The 17490-nt window shown below is 68.0% G+C and carries 17 protein-coding genes; 9 read left to right on the top strand and 8 right to left on the bottom strand.

The features are described from left to right. The first annotated feature begins 104 nt into the window (after window positions 1-104). The 9 genes from QO015_RS17065 to QO015_RS17025 all read left to right on the top strand — a co-directional run bounded on the left by QO015_RS17065 (window position 105) and on the right by QO015_RS17025 (window position 8251). A complete protein-coding gene (locus QO015_RS17065) occupies window positions 105-1001 on the top strand; it encodes a carbohydrate ABC transporter permease (RefSeq protein WP_266282776.1) in 897 nt (298 codons plus the stop codon). Next, on the top strand, window positions 998-1861 hold the full coding sequence (locus QO015_RS17060) for a carbohydrate ABC transporter permease (protein WP_370877427.1): 864 nt from the start codon (window positions 998-1000) through the stop codon (window positions 1859-1861). The genes QO015_RS17065 and QO015_RS17060 overlap by 4 nt, the downstream gene beginning before the upstream one ends. Before the next feature lie 113 nt (window positions 1862-1974). After that, the gene (locus tag QO015_RS17055; protein ID WP_266282777.1) at window positions 1975-3228 is read left to right on the top strand and encodes an extracellular solute-binding protein; all 1254 of its coding nucleotides are present in this window, start codon (window positions 1975-1977) and stop codon (window positions 3226-3228) included. A gap of 117 nt (window positions 3229-3345) precedes the next feature. Next, window positions 3346-4245, top strand: a complete 900-nt coding sequence (locus tag QO015_RS17050; protein WP_266282778.1) for a carbohydrate ABC transporter permease — start codon at window positions 3346-3348, stop codon at window positions 4243-4245. Further along, window positions 4242-5072, top strand: coding sequence for a carbohydrate ABC transporter permease (locus tag QO015_RS17045; RefSeq protein ID WP_266282780.1), 831 nt, complete (start codon window positions 4242-4244; stop codon window positions 5070-5072). Before QO015_RS17050 ends, QO015_RS17045 begins: the two co-directional genes overlap by 4 nt. Continuing rightward, the gene (locus tag QO015_RS17040) at window positions 5069-5809 is read left to right on the top strand and encodes a PIG-L deacetylase family protein (RefSeq protein WP_266282781.1); all 741 of its coding nucleotides are present in this window, start codon (window positions 5069-5071) and stop codon (window positions 5807-5809) included. Before QO015_RS17045 ends, QO015_RS17040 begins: the two co-directional genes overlap by 4 nt. After that, entirely contained in the window at window positions 5806-6684 is an 879-nt protein-coding gene (locus QO015_RS17035; protein ID WP_266282782.1) for an ROK family protein, read from the top strand. Before QO015_RS17040 ends, QO015_RS17035 begins: the two co-directional genes overlap by 4 nt. Next, complete coding sequence (locus QO015_RS17030) at window positions 6677-7423, top strand: GntR family transcriptional regulator (RefSeq protein WP_266282783.1); 747 nt, start codon at window positions 6677-6679, stop codon at window positions 7421-7423. Before QO015_RS17035 ends, QO015_RS17030 begins: the two co-directional genes overlap by 8 nt. A 33-nt stretch (window positions 7424-7456) precedes the next feature. Next, window positions 7457-8251: a sugar isomerase domain-containing protein gene (locus tag QO015_RS17025; protein ID WP_266282784.1), complete on the top strand. Its 795-nt coding sequence runs from the start codon at window positions 7457-7459 to the stop codon at window positions 8249-8251. A 39-nt stretch (window positions 8252-8290) separates the two neighbouring features. Here QO015_RS17025 and QO015_RS17020 read toward each other — a convergent pair whose 3' ends face one another. The 8 genes from QO015_RS17020 to QO015_RS16985 form a co-directional block, all read right to left on the bottom strand. After that, a complete protein-coding gene (locus QO015_RS17020; RefSeq protein WP_266282785.1) occupies window positions 8291-9505 on the bottom strand; it encodes a nucleotidyltransferase family protein in 1215 nt (404 codons plus the stop codon). After that, window positions 9498-11873 carry a glycosyltransferase gene (locus QO015_RS17015; RefSeq protein WP_266282787.1) on the bottom strand — a complete coding sequence of 792 codons (2376 nt, stop codon included), beginning with the start codon at window positions 11871-11873 and terminating at the stop codon, window positions 9498-9500. The genes QO015_RS17020 and QO015_RS17015 overlap by 8 nt, the downstream gene beginning before the upstream one ends. After that, window positions 11870-12940 carry a phosphoenolpyruvate carboxykinase (ATP) gene (locus QO015_RS17010; protein WP_266282789.1) on the bottom strand — a complete coding sequence of 357 codons (1071 nt, stop codon included), beginning with the start codon at window positions 12938-12940 and terminating at the stop codon, window positions 11870-11872. Before QO015_RS17010 ends, QO015_RS17015 begins: the two co-directional genes overlap by 4 nt. Beyond that, the gene (locus QO015_RS17005; protein WP_266283274.1) at window positions 12937-13578 is read right to left on the bottom strand and encodes a glycosyltransferase family 2 protein; all 642 of its coding nucleotides are present in this window, start codon (window positions 13576-13578) and stop codon (window positions 12937-12939) included. Before QO015_RS17005 ends, QO015_RS17010 begins: the two co-directional genes overlap by 4 nt. 34 nt (window positions 13579-13612) lie before the next feature. Next, window positions 13613-14047 (bottom strand): PqqD family protein, encoded by a 435-nt coding sequence (locus QO015_RS17000; RefSeq protein WP_266282792.1) that lies wholly within the window; start codon window positions 14045-14047, stop codon window positions 13613-13615. A 186-nt stretch (window positions 14048-14233) separates the two neighbouring features. Then, entirely contained in the window at window positions 14234-15142 is a 909-nt protein-coding gene (locus tag QO015_RS16995) for a S1C family serine protease (protein ID WP_266282794.1), read from the bottom strand. 130 nt (window positions 15143-15272) lie between these two features. Continuing rightward, window positions 15273-16385 carry a Gfo/Idh/MocA family protein gene (locus QO015_RS16990; protein ID WP_266282796.1) on the bottom strand — a complete coding sequence of 371 codons (1113 nt, stop codon included), beginning with the start codon at window positions 16383-16385 and terminating at the stop codon, window positions 15273-15275. 10 nt (window positions 16386-16395) lie between these two features. Further along, on the bottom strand, window positions 16396-17490 hold the full coding sequence (locus QO015_RS16985; protein WP_266282798.1) for a Gfo/Idh/MocA family protein: 1095 nt from the start codon (window positions 17488-17490) through the stop codon (window positions 16396-16398).

The raw sequence follows: 17490 nt of genomic DNA, 5'->3' as shown, positions 1-17490 counted from the left end.
GTCCGTCCAGGGACGGCGACGTCCCCACGCTTCGTCATGGCCGGGCGCGGCCCGGCCATGACCATCCTCCAGCGCCCGGCGACCTTCCGCAACAAGCGATCTTCATGCACAGCCAGTCCCTTCGATCGACCATCACCATGCTCGCGCCGGCGACGGGGCTGATCGCGGTCTTCGTGCTGGCGCCGATGGTGCTCACCATCCTGCTCGCCTTCACCGCCTGGTCGACGCAGACCGGTTTCGAGACGGCCCGCTATGTCGGCCTTGCCAATTTCTTCGACATCTTCTCGCAGAGCTCGGTCGGCCGCGACTTCAAGGCGGCGCTCCTCAATACCGCGCTCTACACCCTCGGCTCGGTGGTCCTGATCCTGCCGCTCTCGGTGCTGTTCGGCCTGCTCGTGCACCAGAAGCTGGCGCCGGGCGGCATCCTGCTGCGCACGGTGCTCTTCTCGAGCTACATGGTCCCGATGATCGCGGTGGCGCTCGTCTTCTCGAAGCTCTATTCGCCGACCGAAGGCCCGATCAACCAGATCATCGGCTGGATCGGCATCCCGCCCCAGACCTGGCTTTCCTCGCCGAAGACGGCGCTCTTCTCGATCGTCCTGCTCAATGTCTGGCAGCAGGTCGGCTATTTCACGGTGCTCGTCGTCGCCGGCCTGACGCAGATCCCCGGATCGCTGCACGAGGCGGCGCGGATCGACGGCGCCAATGCCCTTCAGCGCTTCCTGTTCGTAACGCTGCCTCTGCTCGGCAATACCCTGCTCTTCTCGGCCGTGATCGCGGTGATCAACGCGGTGCAGGTGTTCGAGCCCGTCGCGCTCATCACGCAGGGCGGACCGGTCAATTCCACCAATGTCCTCACCTATCACATCCGCCGCGTCGGCATCGAACGCGCGCAGGGCGGTCTCGGCTCGGCCATGGCGGTCACGCTGATGATCTCGCTCGCCGTCGCCGTCGGCGCCCTCTTCGCCTTCGCCAAGGCCCGGGAGGCGCGCACGGCATGAGCACCGCACACGCCCTCCCCCGCATGTCGCGATCCTGGACGCCCGGAAAAGCCGCGCTGACGCTTCTCATCGTCGCAATCGCCGTCGCCGCCGCCTTCCCGCTCGCCTGGATGCTGCTGACGAGCCTGAAGACGCCGCAGGAGACGATGCAGGTGCCGCCGGTCTGGCTGCCGGCCTCGCCGAGCCTCGATGCCTATGGCCAGGTCGCCGGCGTCATCAATCTCGGCCGCTCGATCGTGAACTCGGCGCTGATCGCGACGCTGACGACGGCGGCAATCATCGTCACCAGCCTGATGGCCGGCTACGGCTTCGCGAAATACCGCTTCCGCCATCGCGACAAGCTGTTCGCGGTGCTGATCGCCACCATGTTCCTGCCGCCGATCGTGACGCTGATCCCGCTCTACCGGATCGTCGGCTATCTCGGCCTCAACGCCTCGCTCGCCGGCGTCGTGGTGCCGAACCTCGCCAACGCCTTCGGCATCTTCCTGATGCGCCAGTTCATCCGCGGCGTGCCGGACGATCTCATCGAGGCGGCGCGCATCGACGGCGCCTCGGAGCTTCGGATCGTCTTCCAGATCGTCGCGCCCTCCGTCCTGCCGGCTATCGCCGCGCTGACGCTGTTCGCCTTCGTCTATCACTGGAACAGCTATCTCTGGCCGCTCACGGTCCTGCAGGGCAACACCGACGCCTATCCGATCGTGATCTCGCTCTCGCGGCTGCTTTCCTACAACCGCGGCGCCATGAACACCGGGCTCGTGATGGCCGGCAGCACGCTCGCCGTCCTGCCGCCGGTGGTCCTCTTCATCTTCCTTCAGCGCTTCTTCGTCGACAGCGTCGTCGCCTCGGGCGTCAAGGGATGACCTCGCCGGTCACATTATTACGATATGACGTTATAACCTATTTACACCCTGGGCAGGGTCTGTTTGGAATAGGTGGCCGGAAAGGGACCGGCCTCATATCCGCAGGGAGTACAATGATGGTGCGAGCACGCAGCCTGGTCGCCTTCGGCGCGGCGATCCTCGTCGGCGTTTCAGCGGCGGGAGCCGCCTTCGCCGAAGAGACGGTAACGATCTGGAGCTGGCGGACCGAGGACGAGGCGGCGATGAACCGCATCTTCGATACGTTCGAAGCCGCCAATCCGGATATCAAGATCAACCTGCAGTTCACGCCCGACGCCGACTACCAGAACCGCCTGTCGACGGCGCTGCGCGGCGGCAAGGGCCCGGACATCGCCCAGCTCAAGGCCTATGGCGAGCTTCAGCCGCTGGTCGAAGGCGGCTATCTAGAGCCGCTGAACGACCGCGTCCCGGCGCTGGCCGAGATGCCGGCGACGGCGACCGGCGGCGCGACCGCGGTCTCCGACGGCAAGTTCTACGGCGTGCCCTATTCGGTGCCGGTGCTCGGCGTCTTCTACAACACCGACATCTTCGCCGCGAACGGCATCGCGGTTCCGAAGACCTATGCCGAGTTCGTGGCCGCCGCCGAGAAGCTGAAGGCCGCCGGCGTCACGCCGATCGCCAGCGGCGGTGCGCAGGGCTCCGCCTGGGCGCTCGAGATCGGCGTCGGCATGATCGGCCCGACCATCTACGGCGCCGGCTTCTACAACGAGATGATGAGCGGCAAGGCGAATTTCGAGGATCCGCGCTACATCGCGACCCTGAAGCGCTTCGCCGATCTGAAGCCCTATTACTCGGAGGGCTTCGCCGGCGTCGACTACACGACCTCGACCCAGCAGTTCATCAACGGCAAGGCCGCGATGTTCTTCGGCGGTTCGTGGGAGAACGGCAGCTTCAAGGCGCAGAATCCGGACCTGAAGTTCTCCGTCTTCCCGTTCCCGGGCGACGAGGCGACCGACAAGCCGCTGGTCGCCGCCTTCTCGGACGGCTCCTACGGCCTCGTCGCGGAAAGCCAGAACAAGGACGCCGCGACCAAGGTCCTCAACTGGATGGCTTCGCCCGAATTCGCCCAGCGCTTCGCCGATGAACTCGGCTGGCCGGCGGCCCGTCCGAACGTCACCTCGAACGATCCCGTCCTCGAGGAGATGATCGCGATGCAGGCGAACACCACGCCCTACCTGTCGCTGGTCGGCTTCCGCTGGCAGGCGCCGACCGCCTCGTCCGTCATCCAGGCCGAGGTGATCGACATGGTCGAAGGCAAGATCACCCCGGAGAAGCTCGCTTCGGACGTGCAGACCGCGGTCGACACCTGGTTCAAGCCGAAGCCCTGATCGGCCTGAAAAGACGACAAGGGGCGGGTCCGCCCGCCCCTACCCTTCTCATCCCCCGCCGCATCCCCGAAGGCGCCGAACATGACCGGTTCCGGCCGATATTCAGACAAGGCTCCGATGTCGCGGCACGCGCTGGCACTCGCCTTCGTCCTGCCGGCGCTGGCGCTCTACGGACTGTTCGTCCTCTATCCGCTGCTGACCTCGCTCTGGGGCAGCCTGTTCCAGTGGCGCGGCCTGCGCCAGATGGGCTTCATCGGCCTCGGCAACTTCGTTCGCCTGTTCGAATTCCCGAATTCGGACCGCATGTTCGGCGCGCTCGGCCACAATGTGCTGTGGTTCGTCGGCATCATGGTGCTGCAGAACGGCATCGGCCTGTTCTTCGCCTATCTGCTGTTCTGGAGCCGCAAGGGCGCAGCGTTTTTCCAGTCCGTCTTCTTCTTCCCGGCCATGCTGAGCCCGGTCATCGTCGGCGCGCTCTGGCGCCTGCTGCTCGCGCCGAACGGCGCCGTCGAATGGGGGCTCAACACGCTCGGCCTGCACGAGGGCCGGCTGACGGTGCTCGGCGACTCGCAATGGGCGCTGTGGATGCTCATCGCCATCGACGCGTGGAACTGGATGGGCCTGCCCGTCCTCATCTTCACCGCCGGGCTCCGGCAGATTTCCTACGAGGTCTTCGAGGCGGCGCGCCTCGATGGCGCCGGCTATGGCCGCATGCTGTTCACGATCGCGCTGCCCTTGCTCGTGCCCTCGATCTCGTCGGTGACGACGCTCTCCTTCATCAACACCTTCAACCAGTTCGACATCGTCTATGTCATGCAGGGCGTTCAGGGGAATCCGAACTATTCCACCGACACGCTGGTCACCTGGTTCTATCGCCTCGCCTTCGGCGCCGAGGGCTCCGTGGGCATCACCGATATCGGCCTCGCACTCGCCCTCGGCACGCTGCTCTTCCTGCTGCTGTCGGTCGGCTCCGTCCTGATGCTGCGCGGCTTCGACCGGCTGAGCGTGCGCCCATGACGATGTCCCGCTTCTTCGCCACCCTGCCGCGCTGGCTGGTGCTGCTGCTCTGGACGGCGATCGTGATGCTGCCGCTCTATGTGCTGGTGGTCTCCTGCCTCAAGACGACGCAGGAAATCTATGCGGATCCGCTCGGCCTGCCGGCGCGGTTCACGCTCGACAATTTCGTTAGCGCATGGGAGCGCGCCAATCTCGGCCGCAACCTCGTCAACAGCTTCATCGTCACCGCGGGCGCGGTGATCATCACACTGGTCGTCTCCGCGATGGCGGCCTATCCGCTCAGCCGCTTCCAGCTCGGCTGGGGCACTTCCATGCTGGCGCTGTTCCTCGCCGGCATCATGCTGCCGATCCGACTCGCATCGGTCGAGCTCTTCACGCTGATGCGCGCGCTCGGCCTTCTCGATTCGCTGTTCGGGCTGATGCTCGTCTATGCGTCGATCCGCATCCCGTTCGCCGTCTTCATCTTCGCGAATTTCATGCGCGTCCTGCCGCGCGAACTCGAGGAGGCGGCGCGCATCGACGGCGCCGGCGAACTGCGCATCCTCTTCAGCATCATCGTGCCGATCGTCGCGCCAGCCGTCGCCATCGTCGCGATCTTCACCACCATCGCGGTGTGGAACGACTTCTTCTTCCCGCTGATCCTGATCTTCGACAACGATCTGAAGACGGTGCCGCTCGCCATCACCAATTTCGTCGGCCAGTTCCGGACCGACTGGGGAATGGTGTTCGCCTCGCTGGCGATCTCGCTCGCACCCGTCACGGCGATGTATCTGGTTCTGGCGCGGCAGATCCGCGAGGGCGCAGGCATTCAGGGAGCCGTGAAGTGATCGAGACGCAGATCTATGCCGCACGGCGCATCCTCGTGGTCGGCGCCCATGCCTTCGATGCCGAGGTCATTGCCGGGCCGATGGCCTTCGTCGCCGCGGCCGGCGGCGCGGAGGTCACGTTCCTCCACCTCACCATGGGCGAGCAGGGGCACCGCTGCCTCGCGCCGGCGCTCTACGCCGAGCAGAAGCGGGGCGAGGCGGGCGAAGCCGCGGCGCTGCTCGGCGCCCGCTGGCGGGGGCTCGATCTGCCGGACGCCTTCCTCCCCGACGACGAGGCGACGGCGCTCAGGGTCTGCGACGTGATCCGCGAGCTGCGGCCCGAGGTGGTCGTCACGCACTGGAAGGGGAGCTGGCACAAGGACCATCGCGCCGCCTGCGAGCTCACCAAAAACGGCGTTTTCTACGCCGCGCTGCCGACGCTCGAACGCGCCCTGCCCGCCCATAGTCCCGGCCTGCTCCTGTTCGGCGAGAACTGGGAGGACGACGAGGGCTTCGAGCCGCAGCATCTGGTCGACGTCACGCCGGGCTTCGCCCCCTGGCGCGCGGCCGCCGAGAAGTACGAGCTGGCGCGCGGGCTGAGCTCCTTTCCCTACATGGACTATTACGCCTCGCTCTATCGCCTCAGAGGCTGCCTTCGCGGGAGCACCTATGCGCAGGCCTTCATGACCATGTCGCATTCCTGGAATGCCGGTGCCGGCCTCTTCATGCCGCCGGTCGGGAGCGGTGCGCAGCGATGAGCCGGATCCTCGCCATCGACCTCGGCGGCACGCATTATCGCGCGGCCACGGCCTTCACGTCCGATCCCTCGCTGGTCGCGACGCTGGAGACCGGTCCCGCGCCGCGCGACCGGGCGACCTTCCTCGCCCTTGTCGAGCGACTTCTGGCGGAAACGCAGGCCGATCGGCTCGGCCTCGGCGTACCGGGGCTCGCGCGCGGCACGCTCTGCCGCTGGGTGCCCAACCTGCCGTGGCTCGACGGTCTCGATCTTTCGGTCGCGCTGCCTGCCGTCACGGTCGGGCTCGGCAACGACGCGCAGTTTGCCCTGCTCGCGGAGGCGAAGGCCGGCGCGGCGCTGGGCGCCGGCGACGCGCTGCTCGTCGCGATCGGCACCGGCATCGGCTCGGCCGTGCTGGCGGGCGGCCGCATCATCGCCGGGGCCGGCGGCGGGGCCTGCTCCTTCGGCTGGGCCGCCGCCGACCTCGAAGACCCGGGCGAGGACGTCTCCGGCTGGCTGGAACGGCACGCCTCCGGGCGGGCGCTCGATGCCGCAGCCCGATCGATCGGCCTTCAGGCCGGCGAAGAGCTGATCGCCGCGGCGCGCGGCGGCGACGCCCGTGCGCTCGCGGCCCTCGATGCGCCGGCCGCGGCGCTCGGCACCGCGCTGGCCGGCGCCGTCGGGCTGCTCGATCCGGCGGTCGTGATCTTGGCGGGCGGGGTCGCCCGCGCGCTCGACATGCTCGGACCTAAGATCTCCGCGGCACTCGACCGGCAGCTGCCGCCGCATCTGCGCGGCGTTCCGCTGCGGGCCGCCCATTTCGGATCCTCGGCCGGCCTTGTCGGCGCGGCCTTCGCCGGCGCGGCGGGCAGCGACTGGAGAAGCATGAATGACTGACATCGTGACTCTGGAAAAGCCCGATCGCCGCCGTCCCGAACCGCTCTGGCACCAAGCCGAAACGGCGCTGCGCGGCCTCATCGAGCGCGGCGAATGGACGGCGGGGATGCAGATCCCCAACGAGGACCGGCTCTGCGAACTGCTCGGCATCTCGCGCATCACTGTGCGCCACGCTCTGCGCAATCTCGAGGAGGCCGGCTTCCTGCGCCGCGAGCATGGCAGGGGCACCTTCGTGCGCGCCGCGACCATGGTGGCCGGTGTGCGCGGCCTCACCTCCTTCACCGAGGAGATGAAGACGCTGGCGCTTTCGCCCGGCACACGGCTTCTCGAGGCGCGGCTGCTGGCCGCCGACCAGGAGGTGGCCGACGCGCTTGAGATCGCGGCCGGAGACACGGTCGTCCAGCTGCGCCGCCTGCGCCTCGGCAACGGCATGCCGATCGGCATCCAGACCGCGCACCTCCCCGAGGCGCGGGTCCCCGGTCTCTACGAAGCCGCGCACGAAGTGCAGTCGCTCTACACCTGGCTCAAGGAAAACTGCGGCATCACGCCCGTGAAGGCGAAGGAAGTCTACCGCGTCGGCCGCGTCGCCGAGGCCGATGCCGAGCTCATCCAGCAGGCCGCCGGCACACCGGCCTTCGAGGTGGAGCGCATCGCCTATGACCGCGGCGGACCGTTCGAATACGCCATCTCGACCATGCGGGCCGATCGCTACGAGATCCGCTCGACCCTCCACATCTGACCCTCAACCCCACCGAAAGAAGAAGGGCTTCCCATGTCCACGCTCTATATCAGCCGCCTCGTGAAGATCGCGGAACAGGCCGCCGAGGCCAATGCCGAGGCCTTCGCCAAGGCATCCTCGGCCGTGGCCGAGACGCTCGCCAATCGCGGCCTCGTGCACCTCTACGGCTCGGGCCACTCGGTGCTGCCGGTGCAGGAGACCTATCCGCGCTATGGCTCCTATCTCGGCTTCAACCCGCTGACCGATCCCCGCGTGATGTGGCACAACATCCTCGGTGCCGGCGGCGTGCGCGAGCTGCTCTGGCTGGAGCGGACCGAGAATTACGCCGACAAGTTCCTCGACCATCAGCCGCTCAATCCCGGCGATACGCTGGTCGTGTTCGGCCATTCGGGCAGCAACGCCTCGGGCATCGAGGCGGCGCTCTATGCCAAGAAGCGGGGACTGACGGTGATCGCGATCACCGCCAAGTCGAACATGGACAAGCCGGCCTCGCACTCCTCGGGCAAGCGGCTGCCGCATGCGGCGGACATCGTCATCGACACCGGTGCACCGATCGAGGACGCCATCGTTCCGATCAAGGGCTGGAGCCGCCCGGTCGCGGGTTCCTCGACCGTCCTCGCCATGATGATGATGCACGAGCTGCTCGCCGAGAGCGCGCAGAAGCTGGCCGACCGCGGCATCGAGCTGCCGGTCTTCGCCTCGCCGACCATTGCCGGCGTCACGCTGCACGACACCGACATCATCTATGGCCAGTATCGCGAGCTGATGCTCGAGGCGCAGCAGAAGCACCTGCCGCACTTCAAGAAGTCGATGGCCAAGGAAGGCTGAGACATCCGGGGCCGCGCCAGGCGGCCCCCACCCCCGCGATCAGCGCCGACGCGGTCCAGCCGGTCGGAGGCATTGCGGCAGGCGGCGGCGATATTTCGCGACCGCGAAGGCCAGGAGGCCCTGTTCGGGCGGCAGTTCCCACTGCCGCCTGAGATAGCCGGGAAAGTTCTTCAATCGGCCGGCCAGGCTGCCGCCGCGATGCGTCTTCCAGTAGGCGTACCAGATCAGCGGCAGTTTCCCGAACAGCGACGGGCGCCCCATGCGGCCGGTCCTGTAATAGTCCTGCACCTCTGGCTTCGAGACCGGGACCGCGTCGAGCGCGGCCATGGCGGCGGGCGGAACGGCGATGTCCATTCGCTCCGACAGATAGCGGCAGGCGACGCGCGCATGGATGGCGAACGGTGTCGAGGCCGCGATGGCCGCGAACCGATCGAAGTCGAAGCCAGGCGTCGCGATGATCGCCGACGCGTCGAGCACCCAGCGGAACGGCCGGTGCGCATTGGCGCGGGCGCCATGCTCGATCGTATGCAGCAGCATGTCCTCGAGCGACTGGAGCAGGACGGGCACGCCCTTGAGGTGTCCATGCCGCGCCCGTGCCCAGATGCCGGAGGCGATATCGGGCGCCGGCGAGGGATCGCGCAGCATCAGCAGCCTCACGGGGTGGTCGATCGCGCTGTTGTGGTAGGGCTGCCAGTGAAGGTCGAGCGCCACGCCGCCGGGAAGCTCGAACGCGACGGCATGGCTGAAGGCGAGATGCGCCTCGGCGAAATCGTCGGTCTCCGCAAGGGCGAGCGCCCGGCGCCTGCCACCCTGCACGCGCATCAGGTCGACGGCCTTCAGGACGTCGCGCTCATGCACCATGAGGTCGGCATCGTCCGTCATCCGGGCCCCGGCGCTGGGAAAGACGTCGGTCATCATCGCGACGCCCTTGAGCAGCATGACCGGAATGTCCGCCGCGTTGAACGCGACGGCGATCTTCGCCGTCCGGTCGAGCAGCATCTGGTTGCGGAACCAGGCCTGGCGATAGACGCCGCGGATGCGCCCCGTGAGTTCGTCGTCCTCGATGCCGAGCGCCGCCAGACGCAGATGCAGCATCGGCAGCGTCCGCAGCACCGCGAACGGAATGTCGTCGAAGACGGTCGCCCGCTTCCAGCACTCCCAGCGCTCGCGGAACGCGCTGTCAGGCGCGAGGACGAGACGCAGGAACGCCTCCTCGACCGGATCGGGAAAGCTCTCGGGATAGAGATCAGTCATCGGCCGTCGCCTCGAGCTCGGCCCGGCGACGCAGCGCATTGCGCACGACGCGCACATAGTCCGCGTAGCTGGCACGGTCCACGACGCCCTTGTTGGTGTCATGGATGCGACGCCTGAGATGGACGCCCGGCTCGAGCCGCCAGGTGAAGCCGGCGGCCTTGGCGCGCGCGAACCAGTCGATGAATTCGCCGACCTTGAGGCCGGTGTCGAAGGGTCCGGTCGCCTCCACAACGCTCTTGCGCGCGAGCGCCGTCCCGCAGACGATGCCGGCCTGCGGCTCGGCCGGGCATGCGCGCATCGCCTTCACCGCGTCCGGCAGCTCGGGGCTGATGAAGCACTGCATATGCGTGAAGGAGATGCCGAGTTCCGGCTCGCGCGAGAAGCTCTCCATCTGCCGTTCGATCTTGTCGCTCGTCCAGATGTCGTCGGCGTCCATGAAGGCGATGAACTCTCCCCCCGCCGCAGCGATCCCGCGATTGCGTGCGTCGCTGCTGCCGCCGTTGGCCGGGCTGTCGATGACGGTCAGCCGGTCGCCGAACCCGCGCGCGATCTCGCCAGTTCGGTCCGTCGAGCCGTCATTGACGACGATGAGTTCGATGCGCGGATAGCTCTGGCCAAGGACGCTCGCGATGGCCTCCACGATGTAGCGCTCGGCATTGAAGGCCGGCATGACGACGCTCACGAGCGGCCTCTGGCCCGCGGCTGCGGCGGAGGCGAGTCCAGTCTCGATTTCCATCACGCTCCCGGATCTCACCTCATAGGCGCGGTCGATGAGGCCGATGAGGCCGCGATTGTGACTGACCAGGAGTGTCGTGGTGCCGCGCGCGCGAATGCCGGAAAGGATGTCGGCGATCATCCTGTCGTCGAGATGATTGTCGGGCTCGTCCAGCAGCAGGATATCGGGCGCGCGCAGGAAGGCGCGGGCGAGCGCGATGCGCTGCGCCTGCCCACCCGACAGACGCATCCCGCGCTCGCCGATGACCGTGTCGTAGCCGTCCGGCAGGGAAGCGACGAGATCGTTCACGAACGCTTGCCGGCACGCCTCGTCGAGCGCCGCGTCCGTCACGCCCTCGAGGCCGAAGACGAGATTGTCGCGGATCGTGCCGGGAAAGAGCAGCATCGTCTGCGACAGGACGCCGACGCGGCGCCGATAGCTGCCAAGGTCGAGGCTCTCGATGGCTCGGCCGTCGACCGTCAGCCTGCCCCCGCGAAGCGGATGCACGCTGAGCAGTGTCGAAAGCAGCGTCGTCTTGCCGGAACCGGACGCACCGAAGAGGCCGACGATCTCGCCCTTGCCGAGCCTGAGCGCGCCGCCCTCGATCAGGGTCGCTCCGCCCATGGCGATGCTGGCGCCGGTCAGCTCGATCCCGTCGCGGAGACCCTCGAACGGCACTCCCTCGGCGGCAGGGGGCGGCGGCACGAGATGGGGTGCCATCGCCTCGGCGCAGGCGACGCCCTCGCTGACGACCGGCAGCGTTCCGATCACCGAGCGCGCCTGGCCGGTCAGGATGTTGAGGCAGATATAGAACGAGAGGAGCCCGCCGATGCTGATCTGGCCGGCGATCACCTGCAAGCCGCCGATGAGAAGCACCACCACGGCGCCGAACGACAGCACGTAGTTCTGAAGCACGGTGTGCGCGGTGCCCATCCAGGCCAGACGCTGGCCGGAACGGCGCATCGCCTCGGCGGCGCCGTCCATCCGATCGAGCGCGGCGGGCTCGGCGCCATGCATGCGGATCAACTCGCTGAAGCGCAGCAGGAAGGCCACGACCTTGCCGTAGTGGTCGTAATCCCCATGGAACAGCGCGACCTGCCGGCGCATATGGCCGCGGAAGATCTGCGTGAAGACATAGCCGGCAGCCATCGGCACCGCCGTGGCGAGGAAGAGCAGCGGATTGATCGCGAGGAGGACGCCGAGCAGCACGGCCGAGACCATCAGACCCGGGACGACCTGGGTGAACAGCGCCGTCACGAGCCAGTCGACGCGCTCGCTGTTGCGCACCATCGCGGTCTGAAGCCGGTCGATATCGGCGGTGGCGAAGAAGGACGGCTCGCGGGCGAGCAGATTGCGTGCCGCATCGGATCGCATGCGCCGGATACCCGGCTTGATGATGCCGAGCGCGACATGCCGGGTGGCGACCGTCGCCAGCGCGTTCAGCGTGAAGAGGCCGAGGACCGCCCCGAGCGTCAGGACGAGGCCTCCCGTGTCGCCTCCGCCGAGCGTGCGGTCGAACACATGCTGGACGAGCCCCGCGATCGGCAGCATGGCCGCCGCCTGGACGATGATGAGCAGGATCGCGGCGGCGGCCCGCAGCGGCTGGCCCGAGAAATAGGGAAGGAGGCGCCGCAGCACCGCCAGATCGGTCACGCCCCCCTCCCGTCGACAAAGGCGGCGATCGCATCCGCGATCTCGGCCGGCTCGCGGCCGAGCATCAGCCGGTAGCAGGGGGCCGTCCCGACGAGATGGCGCAGCGCGCGCATCAGCTGCGGTCCGCCCTGGAGCGACACATGCAGCATCGAACTCGGCGCGAGGGCGAGGAAAGCGCCCCTGGCGTCCAGCCTCTCGAAACGGGTCCGCCCGGCGTGGTCGATGACCGGCACCGCGATCCCGATCAGGGGAGCCGCCGGGATGATCACCTCGGGCATGGCCTCCGCCATGAACAGCACCGATTTCAACCGGTCCCCGACATCGCGCTCGCGGACGAATGCGCGATAGAATGACTGGCGGGCGAGACTGGCATCCGTCAGCTTGGCCGAATTGTAGAGGCAGTGGAGTTCGGGCGGGGTTCCCTCGCTGATCGCAACATAATCGTCGCCGAGATAGCTGAGCCCGTGCGCGGCCGCGGCGAGCGCCGTGCTCGACTTGCCCGATCCGCCCCGTGCCGTCACGAGCAACGCGCCGGCCGGCCGGCCGATGGCGGCGCCATGAACGAGATGCACGTTCCGCGTTGCGAGGAACCATTGCAGAATGCGCCGGAACGGCGCGGCCGGAACCCAGCCGGGCATCGCGTCGAGCGAGGGCAGCCAGAAATAGGCGTGGCCGCGTTCGAGATCGATGAGGTTTAGCGTCTCCTCCTTGCTGACGAATCCGGCCAGCAGCCCGCTCTCCTCGCCCCCCTCGACGAGGTCGGCCGCATCCTGGACGGGGAGACTGTGCGCCGGGGGCGGAAGGGCGTTCGACGCCGAATCCCAGGCATGGATGACGAGGTCGGGTGTCGCGTCGCCCGATAGCGCCGCGTGGCTGAAGGCCCGCCCGAGGCGTTCGGCCAGAGCGCGCCCCGCATATTCGACCCGGATCACGCAGCCGGCGACGCGAAACGTCTGGGCGACGGTCGGCGAGCGCGCGGAGGCGAGCGCCAGCGCAGGGCCGACGACCCTCTCGAGAAATCGTCGCCGCAGTCCCGCTGTCTTTTCGCTGTGCGCGATGAGGCTCAAGCCGCTGTTCCCCGGCGCAGACGATTCCGAACGCACGCCAGATGCCCACGAACGATCGCACCGCCTTCGGCGGCGACCGAGTTCGCGTGGCGCCGGTAGACGAGCACCACGTCCTCGGTCTGCGCGACGACGGCGCCGGCCTCGATCATCCGTGCCGCGAAATCGAAATCCTCGCCGAGCCTCAGCTTCGGGTCGAACCAGCCGATGCGCTCGAAGAGGGACCGTCTGTAGAGACCGGCTCCAAGAAGGATCGGCTGATAGGCCACCGAGCCCGCACCTTCGGGATCGGCGAGGGCGACGGTGCGGGTGAAGCCCCGCGCGCAGTCGGCGGATCCGTCATCGAGGCGCCCGAGCAGGGCCTCGAGATGGCGCACGGTCCACAGGTCGTCGGCATCGAGAAAGCCGATGAGATCGCCGCGTGCCGTCGCCAGCCCGTCGTTGCGCGCAACGGCGACGCCGGCGTTGCGATCGCGGCGGACGAGGCGCACCCGATCGCCGAAGCGCCCGACCACGGCGACCGTCTCGTCGGTGCTGCAATCGTCGACGACGATGATCTCCGGATCATGGCTGCCGGGCTGCGCCAGGATCGACCCGATAGCCTCCGCGACGAAGCCGGCGCCGTTGAAGACCGGGACGATGACGGAGATCAGGGCGCGCTCCTCGGCCGAAGGCTCAGGACGGTGGCAGGTGGGGCCAGCCGGCGAGCGTCACGTCATGGATCGGGTCGGCGAGCAGCAGTTCCTGCATGTCGTCGAAACGCTCGACGGACGGCGATGCATAGGGAAGCCGCGCCTCTACCCCGGCGGGCGGCGTCTCGGCCGCGGCGGTCGGCTCGGCGGCGATGACGAGACGGTCACGGACGAGGGTCTCGACGAATGTCGCGATATCGGACGCGGCGTCCTCGGCGGCAACGTCGAAATGGGCAGCGACGACCCCCGCAAAGGCGGCGGACGGGTATCCAGCGAGGATGAGATTCCAGACGACCGAAGCCGCAGGGTTCATGCTGAAATAACTGCCGCTTTCGAGATCGATGGCGATCGTTTCGCCGTCCAGCGTCTCGCTGACCACCTTCGGCTCATTGACGCGATAAGCGCCCGAATCGGCCATTCTTCCCCCCCACGAGGCACACACTGGTCGAGTCATCTAGGGCAGGCTCAACTCGGCCGTCAATATTAGCCAGACTTCAAAAGCCCCGCCGAACCCTGTTATTCGGCGGCCGAGGCCGATGGGGTGGCTCTTCCTGACAGACTGTGAGAATTTGGCCGATAGCGCGAAGGTTCGGGAGGCCCCCCTTCAGTGAAGGCGCGGCTTCTTGAGGAAGTCGGCGCGATCGGCGGAGGTGACACGGATCGTCCGCTCCCGGCCGTCGCGGCGGATATCGAGGGCGATCTCGGTGCCGGCGGGACCAAGACTCCAGAGCGTACGGTAGAACTGCGCGAGCGTGCCGACCGCCTGGCCGCCCACGGCCTCGATCTGGTCTCCCGGCCGGATGCCGGCGAGCGCGGCCGGGCCGCCATCGGAGAGGCTGACCACGGCGATGCCATCCTCGCTGTCGGCCGAGAACATGCCGAGCCAGGGCCGTGCCGGCCGCCTGACCTGGCCATAGGCGAGAAGATCGTCGAGGATCGGCGGCAAGAGGTCGATCGGCACGATCATGTTGGCGTCGCGCGTCTCGCCCTCCTCCGTCATCTGCTGCACGAGCAGCGAGCCGATGCCGATCAGCCGACCATCCTCCGAGAGGAGACCGGCGCCGCCCCAGACGGGGTGCGGCGGCGATGTGAACAGCGCCTCGTCGAGCAGATATTCCCAGTATCCGGCGAATTCCTGCTTGGCGACGACGCTGGCGCGGACATACTGTCCGGCCTCGCCCCCGGCCAGAACGACGGGATCGCCGAGCCGGATCTCGCTGGCACGGCCGAGATCGAGTGCCGGCAGGTCGAGCCGCCCGAGCGACTGGACGAGCCCGAACCCCGTCTCCTGGTCATAGGCCAGCGCATGGCCCTGCACGACGCGCCCGTCGGAGGTCCGAAGCCACAGCCGATCCGCCTCCGTGATCAGATAGCCGATGGTGAGGACCAGCCCCTCGCCGATCACGACGCCGCTGCCGGCGCGCTCCGTGCCGAGCGTTTCGGCGGTGAAGCCGTCCTCGGGAATGAAGGCATGAATGCCGACGATGGATTTCAACGCGTTCGGAAGGTTCATCTCACTCTCTGCCAATCCACCCCGTCGCCGCGGCGGCTGAGGGGCGCGGTCCGGCCGCAGGGCGCAGCCGCGCTTTTTCTCAAAGCTAAGGCCGCGCCGGCGCAGCGCAAGACCGCCGGCAGAAATCGTTTTAAAGGCGGACGGGCTGGCCGCGCCGGACGCTCTCGATCGCCGCGTGGCCGAGCCTCAACGAGGCGAGATTGGCCCTGGCGGCGTGGATCGGCGGCTGCCCCGTCTCGATGGCCACGAGCAGCGCACCCATGGTGCCGGCGAAGCCGTCGTTGAACCAGGTTCCCTCCAGCGCCGGCCGCGCCACCCCCGCCTCGGTGTGGAGGGTCACGGTCTGGCGACCGAGATCGGGCCCCTCGCTGCGCAGCGTGCCGGCCGTGCCGGTGATCACCGTGCCGTCGGCGGAGCCGAAGCGGGTGGCGCCGTCGAAGACCAGCGAGGCCTGGCCGCCGTCGAAGGCGACGAGCGCCGAGCCGAGCAGCGGCGCGCGCGCCGACTGCCCCTCGGCCCGGCCGGCGATCGCATAGACGGATCGCGCTCCCGGGCCGATCACGCTGACGAGGAAATCGAACCAGTGGATGCCGAAATCCTCAAGGATCAGGTCGTCCATCGCGTCGAAGGGCGTGCCGGCGACCCAGCTGTGATCCCACTGGATCGAGACATGCACCGAGGTGACCGTGCCGACGAGGCCGCGCGCCACCGCCTCGCGCATCCAGGCCATATGCGGTGACCAGCGGCCGTTCTGGTTGACCGCGAGGTGGAGCCCCCTGGCATCGGCGAGATCGGCGAGCTGCTCGCCGAGCGCAAGATCATGCACGAAGGGCTTCTGCGACAGTACATGCTTGCCCGCCTCGAGCGCATCGCGGATGAGCGGCGCCCTGCTTTCGGGATGCGGCGTCAGGTCGAGGACGCGGATCGACGGATCCGCGATCACGGCGGCGATGTCGTCGGTCGCCAGCGCCTCCGGGAAATGCTGGTCGCGCCGGGCCTTCGCCCGGTCGAGATGGCGGTCGGCGATCGCGACCACGTTGAGCCCGTGCCGCCTGTAGGCGTCGAGATGGGCGAAGCTGATGCCGCCGGCCCCGACGAGGCCGATGGGGATCGACCGGTCCTTCGGCATCGGCGGACGGAAGTCGATGACGGGCGCCTCGACCTCGGCGGCCTCGCGCGAAACCAGCGCATAGGCGTCCTCGGAGGGCATGCCTTCCGGCTGGCTGTCGGCAGCGGTGCTCATGCAAGGCCCTTCACGGCAGGAGTTCGAGCGTCCGGCCTTCCTCGGCCGACCGATAGGCGGTGTCGACGATGCGCTGGCCGATCCGGCAGAGCGCCGGCGACAGCGGCCCTTCGACATCGAGCCCGGCCCCCCAGCGCGCGATCACATATTCGACGGGCTTGCGATGCGGCGCATGCAGCGTGTCGACCGGGACCGGGTGGATGGCCGGGTGCTGGCGCGTCTGGAGATGCAGGTGATGCTCGTAGTCGTAGCTGGAAATGGTGCCGTCGGTGCCGACCAGGACGAAGCCGCATTTCGGCTGCGGCTGCAGGGTCCACGGATCAGTGAACGTGCCCCATCGCGTCTCGAGCCTGGAAAGCCCGCTCTCGTAGCGCAGAACCGTGATCGAATGCTCGTCGACCTCGAGCCCGGCCGGCCGGTCGACGACGCTCGTGACGGTGAGCGGCGCACGACCGTTCATGTACCAGGTGCCGAGCGTCGCCCCGTAGCCGAGATAGTCGAGCAGGCTCCCGCCGCCCGAGGCGCGTTTGTACCACCAGGAGGTCGGCTTGGCCGCCTTCACCTCGGCGTCGGAGACCTCGACCTTGTCGGCGAGATGATAGAGCGGGCCGCGATTGCCGTCGTAGAAATGCACTTCGAGGAGATCGCCGATCACGCCCTGGTCGATCAGCCGCTTGGCCGTGACATGCGGCGGATACCAGGCGAGCGGCCAGTTGATCGCGAGACGGCCGCCGCCGGCCCCGGTCGCGGCGATCATGCGGTCGGCGTCGGCGAGCGAGGCGGCGAAGGGCTTTTCGAGAAGGATCGGCTTGCCATAGGGCGCCACCTCCTCGACCGCGCGGGCATGATCGGCCGTCGCGGGGCAGAGGATGACGAAATCCGGCTCCGCCTTCGCCATCAGGCTCGCGACGGAGGTGAAAACGCGATCCTTGGGGATATGGAAGGCCTCGATGGCGCCCGTCATCCGCGCCGGATCGGCATCGCAGATCCCCGCGATCTCCGCATCCGGATGCTCGAAGACCTCGCGCAGCAGGTCGCCCATATGCATATGGTCGAAATTGATGCCGGCGACGCGCCATTTCCGCGCCGGGCTCTTGCGCTCCAT

Source organism: Kaistia geumhonensis (genome assembly GCF_030815145.1).
Classification (GTDB): Bacteria; Pseudomonadota; Alphaproteobacteria; order Rhizobiales; family Kaistiaceae; genus Kaistia; species Kaistia geumhonensis.
Note: the sequence above shows the minus strand (reverse complement) of the source record. Positions and strands in the feature narration are given on the sequence as shown.

What these genes read in the sequence shown, in the direction of transcription:
- QO015_RS17065 (WP_266282776.1), top strand. Translation starts at nt 105, where the DNA reads ATGCACAGCCAGTCCCTTCGATCGACCATCACCATGCTCGCGCCGGCG.
- QO015_RS17060 (WP_370877427.1), top strand. Translation starts at nt 998, where the DNA reads ATGAGCACCGCACACGCCCTCCCCCGCATGTCGCGATCCTGGACGCCC.
- QO015_RS17055 (WP_266282777.1), top strand. Translation starts at nt 1,975, where the DNA reads ATGATGGTGCGAGCACGCAGCCTGGTCGCCTTCGGCGCGGCGATCCTC.
- QO015_RS17050 (WP_266282778.1), top strand. Translation starts at nt 3,346, where the DNA reads ATGTCGCGGCACGCGCTGGCACTCGCCTTCGTCCTGCCGGCGCTGGCG.
- QO015_RS17045 (WP_266282780.1), top strand. Translation starts at nt 4,242, where the DNA reads ATGACGATGTCCCGCTTCTTCGCCACCCTGCCGCGCTGGCTGGTGCTG.
- QO015_RS17035 (WP_266282782.1), top strand. Translation starts at nt 5,806, where the DNA reads ATGAGCCGGATCCTCGCCATCGACCTCGGCGGCACGCATTATCGCGCG.
- QO015_RS17030 (WP_266282783.1), top strand. Translation starts at nt 6,677, where the DNA reads ATGACTGACATCGTGACTCTGGAAAAGCCCGATCGCCGCCGTCCCGAA.
- QO015_RS17025 (WP_266282784.1), top strand. Translation starts at nt 7,457, where the DNA reads ATGTCCACGCTCTATATCAGCCGCCTCGTGAAGATCGCGGAACAGGCC.
- QO015_RS17020 (WP_266282785.1), bottom strand. Translation starts at nt 9,505, where the DNA reads ATGACTGATCTCTATCCCGAGAGCTTTCCCGATCCGGTCGAGGAGGCG.
- QO015_RS17000 (WP_266282792.1), bottom strand. Translation starts at nt 14,047, where the DNA reads ATGGCCGATTCGGGCGCTTATCGCGTCAATGAGCCGAAGGTGGTCAGC.
- QO015_RS16995 (WP_266282794.1), bottom strand. Translation starts at nt 15,142, where the DNA reads ATGAACCTTCCGAACGCGTTGAAATCCATCGTCGGCATTCATGCCTTC.
- QO015_RS16990 (WP_266282796.1), bottom strand. Translation starts at nt 16,385, where the DNA reads ATGAGCACCGCTGCCGACAGCCAGCCGGAAGGCATGCCCTCCGAGGAC.
- QO015_RS16985 (WP_266282798.1), bottom strand. Translation starts at nt 17,490, where the DNA reads ATGGAGCGCAAGAGCCCGGCGCGGAAATGGCGCGTCGCCGGCATCAAT.